The following is a 6,232-nucleotide window of genomic DNA, read 5'->3' as shown; positions in this document are numbered from 1 at the left end:
CTTTAAAATACAAAACGCCCGATGAAGTACATCGAGCGTTTTAGTTAAAAAGTGTCAACCCATATCAGGACGGGTCACACTATTCCCAAAAGACTCGGGGAATAAAGTTAGTAAGGTGAAATATTCGACAGACATTGGATATGAATCGTGATCTCTTCACGATCATGATACAAATGTTTAGCTTGTAGCTTGAACTTTACCTTATTATCAATGAGGAACTGCTTCAGATTTTCAAGGTCTTGCAGCACTTCGTCATAACGCCCTTTCATTGGCAGCTTAAGGTTAAAGATGGCCTCTTTTGCCCAACCTTTTAACAGCCACTGTCCCATCAGGTGAGCAACACGAGCTGGCTTTTCCACCATGTCACAAACAATCCATGTTACGTTCTTGCGGTCTGGTTCGAACTTAAAACCATCCACCATATGGTGCTTGATCTGGCCAGTTTCCATCAAACTGTCTGCCATCATGCCGTTATCTACGCAGTGAACGAACATTGAGCGCTTCACTAATTGGTACGTCCAACCGCCTGGACATGCACCTAAATCCACACCCCACATACCTGGTGCCAAACGCTCATCCCACTCTTCACGTGGAATAAAGACATGAAATGCTTCTTCCAGTTTAAGTGTTGAACGACTTGGAGCGTCTGCTGGGAATTTAAGGCGAGGGATACCCATGAAGAACTGTGAGTTGTTGTCAGTGTAAGAGTAACCAACGTAACAGTGGCCAGGCTCAACAAAGCAAATGTGCAGTACTGGTTTTTTCGCGTTATCTTTGTTCAGCATTAAGCCTTTGCCGCGCAACGCTTGACGCATTGGGACGGTAAACTTACGGCAGAATTTCAGTAGCTCTTTCGCTTCATTTGTATCTGGCGTTTCAATTCTCAAATCACCACAACGAGGGAATGCTTCAATGTCTGCTAGTTCATTCAAAATTGGACTAATGCGGTCATCACTTGGCAACGATTGAAACTCAGCTGCTACCGCAAACATTTGTCGAGCAAAAATTAAAGACTTAAAGTCTAAACCTCTCGCAAGTTTGTCGGCATCTCCATCTTGGTAACACTCGAAGACAACATAACCTGAGTTTCTCTTCACACGAGGGAAGCCATACACTTCCAACTGTGTCGCTTTGTCCTGAATTTCACCAGCACACTCTTTCTCAAAGCCAGAACGGCAATAGAGCATTAGTTGTTTCACTTGGAGACCTCTTTGATATTGAACGCAGCAAAAAAGAACAGACACCAACCAATCATGAACAGTAATCCTCCCACAGGAGTAATTGGCCCAAACCACTTAATGCCCGTCAGCGCCAGCGCGTAAAGACTGCCGCTAAAACAAAAGATGCCGATAATAAAGCAAATCGCCGCAATGAAAAAATATTTTTGTGCTTTTTGTCCCAAATTGAGCAGAAGCAGAATGGCACAAAACACAATCGCCAACGTGTGAATAAATTGATACAGAACTCCGGTCTCAAATACACCGAGCAAATAAGGGGCCAGTGTCGCTTTTAGCCCATGAGCAGCAAATGCTCCAAGAGCGACCGAAAGCAGCCCAGACAATCCAGAGAATGAGAGTAACCACTTACTTTTCACTGTACACCTCTTTTATAAACGCCGCTAACTGCTCTATCGCGAGTGCAATGTTACCCACTTCAGTATGACCTGAGGTCTTGCGCGGTTTGAAGCTGTGGTCACCATCAGGTAAAAAGCTCACCGTTACTTGTGACGAAAGGACGAAATCATCGAATTCCTCACGCTTACCAAAGGTGTCTCGTTCCCCTTGAAGAATCAGCGTAGGTTTCTCAATGGTTGCTAAGTGCTCGCCTTTGTATTTCTCTGGCTTTCCTGGCGGGTGAAATGGAAACCCTAAACAGGCAATGCCCGCCACCAGCTCATTTTCAGCCAACAAGCTCGACATACGACCGCCCATTGACTTACCACCAATAACCACGGGAGAAGAAGTAAAGTGAGCGATCACTTCGCTGTATGCTTCGAGCAACTTTGGCGCGCGATCGGGCGGACGCTTTTTGCCATCTTCCGAACGTTTCACCATGTAAGGGAAATTAAAACGCACTACACGAATACCTTGCTCCACTAATCCTTTGGCGACAGCTGTCATGAAGTCATGCTCCATCCCCGCACCTGCGCCGTGAGCAAAAATAAACAGCGGTCCGTTTTCAGGTCCCTCAGCTATCCAGTGATTCATCCAATACTTCCTCTTGTTCTTTTCTCGCGGTTGCTAACATCCAGTCTCTAAACGTTGCGATTCGGCCCATATCTGCCTGCTGTTCATGACACACCACATAGAATGCATTCTTAGATATCAACACCTCGTCGAATGGTGCAATGAGTCGTCCGGCTTCCATTTCAGGTTTGGCGAGTACGTTGTTACCGAGCGCGACCCCCTGACCGTGCGCAGCAGCCTGTAGCACCATCGTTGAGTGACTAAAAATAGGACCGTGGTTTACGTTGATGCCTTCAATGTTGTAATGACGAGCAAACTGCTTCCAGTCTTTACGCGAAGTATCGTGTAACAAAGTATGTAATTTGAGGTCACTTAAAGATTCTAATGGTTTGTTACCCAAAAGTAATGAAGGTGAACAAAGTGGGATCAAAAACTCTTGGTACAATTTATCTGCTCGCAAACCTGGCCAGTTCCCACGGCCATAGTAGATCGCCACATCAACATCATCAGTCAGTGAGCCTTCATCCATATCTACGGCTTTAATACGAACATCGATATCGGGCTCTTGAGCATTAAAATCGGCCAAACGAGGTACAAGCCATTGGATAGCAAAACTCGGCGGTAGGCTAATCGTCAATGCCCCTTTTTCGCTACGTTCCAACACCTTATCTGTCGCTTCCGCAATCGAGGTGAAAATATCTTTGATATCGAGAAAGTAACTTTGGCCTTCTTCTGTTAACAACAAAGAACGATTACGTCGACGGAAGAGCTTCAATGATAAGAACTCTTCAAGCGCTTTAATCTGGTGACTGACCGCGGCTTGAGTAACAAATAACTCTTCTGCTGCTCGTGTAAAACTGAGATGACGAGCAGCCGCTTCGAAGACTCGAAGCGAATTTAATGGAGGCAATCTGCGAGACATATGGGACCTCTAATAGGATTAGTTTTTTTAATCTGAAACATTATAAAATGTCCGTTGTCGAACAGCCAGATAAATTCTATATTTCACCCCGCAACACGGGCCTGAACGGCTTGATTTCTTTGGAAATCAATTGGCTTCGTTGTTGCGATGTTGTGTTTGCAAACTCGTATTTCGAGTTAGGTAGATTTCTACCATAATGTTTTGTCCACACTCCCTGTGACAAAACATATACTTCCTGTATTTATTTTTGACCTGTCTGTCAAATTTGTTACACCGCCTAAATTAGGCGGTGTTTTTTTATCTATCAAAAATCTCATCCGCATATCTGGCAGCAATATCACTTTATTACTCTTCTTTCGGATTAATTATCGTTATATCAACACAAAGTGTATGGCTTTGCGATAAGCCTCAACATTATGCTAAGTAATGGTTGTCTGTAACGCGATCAAAAACAAAAAAGGCGCAAATTGATGTCTCAATTTGCGCCTTTTAACGTATTTTAACAGTCAGCTATGGACGGTAAACTTTTACGTTGCTGAAGCCTTGCTCTTGCAAGTAAAGCGCTTGCAGACGGCTCATCACACCGCGGTCACAGTAAAGTAGGTATGTCTTAGACTGGTCTAAGTCACCAAACTGTGTACCCAGCTTGTAGAAAGGGATATGTTTCACATCCACACCTTCGATTTCAAGTGGGTTATCGTCTTCCTCTTCAGGACTACGAATATCTAGCACAACCGCGTGCTCTTCTACCGCTTGAACTTGCTCTACTTCTGGTGCGGCTTGCTCAGACTCTTTCGCAATATCACGAATGTCCATCATGCGAGCTTCTTGAACCACTTGCTCAAGGATACTAAAGTCGAATTTCTCTTCTTCAGCTTCTAGCTTGCCTTTCACCGCTTTCACGGTTGGCTTCTTAGAGATAACACCACAGTATTCTGGCATTGTCTTCGCGAAATCTTCTGTGCCGATTTCACGTGCTAGATTGATGATGTCTTCTTTATCCCAGTTGATAAGCGGACGCAGAATCAGCGTGTCAGTTACGTTATCGATGTGGCGTAGATTGGTTAGCGTTTGGCTCGATACTTGACCTAGCGCTTCACCTGTTACCAATGCTTCGATCTTCATCTTCTGAGCGATCATGCCTGCTGCACGCATAAACATACGCTTCAAGATCACGCCCATTTGGCCGTCATCGACTTTCTCTAGGATTTCCGCAACCACAGGCTCGAAATCAACTGAGATAAAACGTACTTTTGCTGAAGAACCGTATTTGTTCCATAGGTAGTGAGAAACCTGCTTAACGCCGATTTCGTGTGCTGGACCACCTAAGTTAAAGAAGCAGTAATGTACTTTTGAACCACGCTTGATATGAAGATAGCTTGAAACACCAGAGTCGAAACCACCCGAGATCAGGCTTAACACGTCTTCTTGCGTACCCAGTGGGAAACCACCTAGGCCTTTATGACGAGACAATACTTGGTTTAGCTTGTCGTTCGAGACTTCTACCTTGATCGTCACGTCTGGGTTTCGTAGCTTAACACTAGCGCTTTCAATCGCTTGATTTAAACCACCGCCTACATAACGCTCTAGTTCAATAGAGGTAAAGTCATGCTTGCCACGACGCTTCGCACGTACAACAAAGGTTTTATTTTCGAGTGCAGCACGGTTGAGTTCTAGTACTTGCTCGAAGATATCGTGCAAGTCTTTAAATTCAGTTTGCTTCACTTCCAGTACGTGGTGAATGCCTGGTGTATGAGTCAAAACCTCAAGAACTTCAGCGTGGAATTCGTTACTCTCAGAGGTCACTTCAATGTGATCACGACGGTTAAATACCGCGACAGACTCCGTGCGGCTCTTAATGATGTTACGAATGTTGCACTCTAAAATCTTTGTGAAGCGCTTACGCACAGATTCACTTTTTACAAAAATTTCTGGATGGGGCTTTACAATAAATTTCATAGTCTAATTCGCAGGTTAGTTTCGCAATCAACAAAGAGTGACACTCAACTTCAATACTTCATACGCAGTAAAACCGCGTTTCAGTCACAAAAAGTAGTCTGAGCTCACTTTTAAGGCGCAAGATTATACACCCAAGCGGATTGGAAAAACAAAAAAAGCGAGCAATCTGCTCGCTTTCTTATCTCTTTACTGACTTAAAACTAAAGCCTAGTTATTGAATTACCGGCACTTCTTCACTGTAGAGAGGCTCGCCTTGCATAATGCTGATTTCAACCCGTCGGTTAAGCGCGCGATTTTCATCAGAATCATTCGGTAACAAGGGTTCCGTATCCGCCATGCCTCGTACTCTTAAACGTTGATGAGAGAAGCCTCTCACTTTCTCCATCTCTTGCGCGACTGATACTGCACGCTGAGAAGAGAGATCCCAGTTAGAACGATAAAGTTCCGAGTCTAGCGGTCGATTGTCTGTATGGCCAGATACTCGCACAATGCCTGGCACGTCTTTTACTAGCTCTGCAATCTGACGAACTAAAGGACGAAACTTAGGCTGCAAGAAGGCCGAACCTTCTGGGAATGCACCTTTTTCACGCATACGTATAACAATCTGCTGACCGAGGTTTTCAACTTCAATGGCGCCTTGTTCAATCTCTCGCTCTAAGGCTTTCTTGATGCTTTCCATCAAGGTTTCCATCTCTTGCGACATCTCTTTAGATTGCTGTTGTTGCATGTCCGCTTCGGCAGACTCATTGTTTTGAGTTGACGTTTCTGGCGATTGCCCACCCGTTAACTTGCCTTCATCACGTCTTGTGCCACCAGCTCGATCAGACTCCCCTTCATGAAATTCGAGCGTCTGCTGAGTGATGTCCATGGTTTGCTGCATGATGACATCAATCGGAGTTGGTTCCGGCCGACCCGGTCGAAACTCTTGGGCAATAATGCTAGTACCTTTGGGAATGTCTTTCACTTCAAGCTGATTTTGCACACCGAAGGCAAATTTCATTGATCCTGCAATTTGTTTGAACTTCAGTACATCCATCTCAGAAAACGAGAGCAGAAGAACAAAGAAACACATCAGTAGCGACATCAAATCTGCGAATGTCCCCATCCATAACGGGAGGCCAGGTGGCGGACAATCGCATTTGTTATCTTCATCATCCATCACGAC

The 6,232-nt window shown here is 44.7% G+C and carries 6 protein-coding genes; all 6 read right to left on the bottom strand.

Annotated elements, in window-relative coordinates; all coding sequences use genetic code 11:
- Positions 1 to 107 precede the first annotated feature (107 nt).
- The gene (gene rlmM / locus R7M72_RS23250) at positions 108 to 1,199 is read right to left on the bottom strand and encodes a 23S rRNA (cytidine(2498)-2'-O)-methyltransferase RlmM (RefSeq protein WP_017820611.1); all 1,092 of its coding nucleotides are present in this window, start codon (positions 1,197 to 1,199) and stop codon (positions 108 to 110) included.
- Entirely contained in the window at positions 1,196 to 1,594 is a 399-nt protein-coding gene (locus R7M72_RS23245; protein ID WP_047010151.1) for a DUF423 domain-containing protein, read from the bottom strand. Before R7M72_RS23245 ends, rlmM begins: the two co-directional genes overlap by 4 nt.
- Complete coding sequence (locus R7M72_RS23240; RefSeq protein WP_315956880.1) at positions 1,584 to 2,207, bottom strand: alpha/beta fold hydrolase; 624 nt, start codon at positions 2,205 to 2,207, stop codon at positions 1,584 to 1,586. Before R7M72_RS23240 ends, R7M72_RS23245 begins: the two co-directional genes overlap by 11 nt.
- On the bottom strand, positions 2,188 to 3,108 hold the full coding sequence (locus R7M72_RS23235; RefSeq protein WP_005383616.1) for a transcriptional regulator GcvA: 921 nt from the start codon (positions 3,106 to 3,108) through the stop codon (positions 2,188 to 2,190). Before R7M72_RS23235 ends, R7M72_RS23240 begins: the two co-directional genes overlap by 20 nt.
- Before the next feature lie 510 nt (positions 3,109 to 3,618).
- Positions 3,619 to 5,067: a tRNA uracil 4-sulfurtransferase ThiI gene (gene thiI / locus R7M72_RS23230; RefSeq protein WP_005383617.1), complete on the bottom strand. Its 1,449-nt coding sequence runs from the start codon at positions 5,065 to 5,067 to the stop codon at positions 3,619 to 3,621.
- Between the two features lie 211 nt (positions 5,068 to 5,278).
- The gene (locus tag R7M72_RS23225; RefSeq protein WP_315956879.1) at positions 5,279 to 6,226 is read right to left on the bottom strand and encodes a flagellar motor protein MotB; all 948 of its coding nucleotides are present in this window, start codon (positions 6,224 to 6,226) and stop codon (positions 5,279 to 5,281) included.
- Positions 6,227 to 6,232: the final 6 nt, after the last annotated feature.

It is taken from the genome of Vibrio sp. YT-18 (assembly GCF_033337345.1).
Taxonomy (GTDB): domain Bacteria; phylum Pseudomonadota; class Gammaproteobacteria; order Enterobacterales; family Vibrionaceae; genus Vibrio; species Vibrio alginolyticus.
Note: the sequence above shows the minus strand (reverse complement) of the source record. Positions and strands in the feature narration are given on the sequence as shown.

Coding starts and splice junctions, on each gene's coding strand:
- R7M72_RS23240 (WP_315956880.1), bottom strand. CDS start 2,207: ATGAATCACTGGATAGCTGAGGGACCTGAAAACGGACCGCTGTTTATT.
- R7M72_RS23235 (WP_005383616.1), bottom strand. CDS start 3,108: ATGTCTCGCAGATTGCCTCCATTAAATTCGCTTCGAGTCTTCGAAGCG.
- thiI (WP_005383617.1), bottom strand. CDS start 5,067: ATGAAATTTATTGTAAAGCCCCATCCAGAAATTTTTGTAAAAAGTGAA.
- R7M72_RS23225 (WP_315956879.1), bottom strand. CDS start 6,226: ATGGATGATGAAGATAACAAATGCGATTGTCCGCCACCTGGCCTCCCG.